We start from the raw sequence: 526 nt of genomic DNA on the forward strand, positions 1-526 counted from the left end.
CGGTCCAGGCGGAAACGGTGGGGCCGGTGGAACCGGCGGGGCCGGTGGCGCTGGTTGGCTGCTGAGCGGCGGCGGTGCTGGTGGAGCCGGCGGTGCCGGTGGTTCGGGCGGCGCAGGCAGCGACGGCGGTGCGCTTGGCGGGATGGGCGGCATCGGTGGCGCTGGGGGTGCCGGCGGTGTTGGTGGTCAGGGCGCGCTGTTCCTGGGTCGCGGTGGCCATGGGGGTATCGGCGGTGCCGGTGGTCTCGGCGGCGTCGGGGGCAGCGGCGCCCACGGCGACTTGGCCGGCTTGGGCGGCGTCGGTGGTGGCGGTGGCACCGGTGGCGTCGGAGGTATCGCCGGCCAGGGCGGGGCTGGTGGGGCAGCCGGCTGGTTCTTGAGTTGTGGCGGCGCTGCTGGTGGCGTCGGCGCTAACGGCGCTGGCGGTGCGGGCGGCGCCGGTGGTGCGGGTTCCGTCGGTGCCGATGCGGCAATGAATCCAGGCGCCGTCGGCGGTACCGGTTTCGCCGGCGGTGCCGGTGGGCTG

At 76.6% G+C, this 526-nt stretch carries 1 protein-coding gene; it reads left to right on the forward strand.

Going from position 1 to position 526, the window contains the following annotated elements:
• Positions 1-526 (forward strand): hypothetical protein (locus BN972_RS31310; RefSeq protein WP_235192595.1); only part of this gene is annotated, 526 nt, incomplete at both ends.

The organism is Mycobacterium asiaticum DSM 44297 (assembly GCF_000613245.1).
In the GTDB taxonomy this organism is placed as follows: Bacteria; Actinomycetota; Actinomycetes; order Mycobacteriales; family Mycobacteriaceae; genus Mycobacterium; species Mycobacterium asiaticum.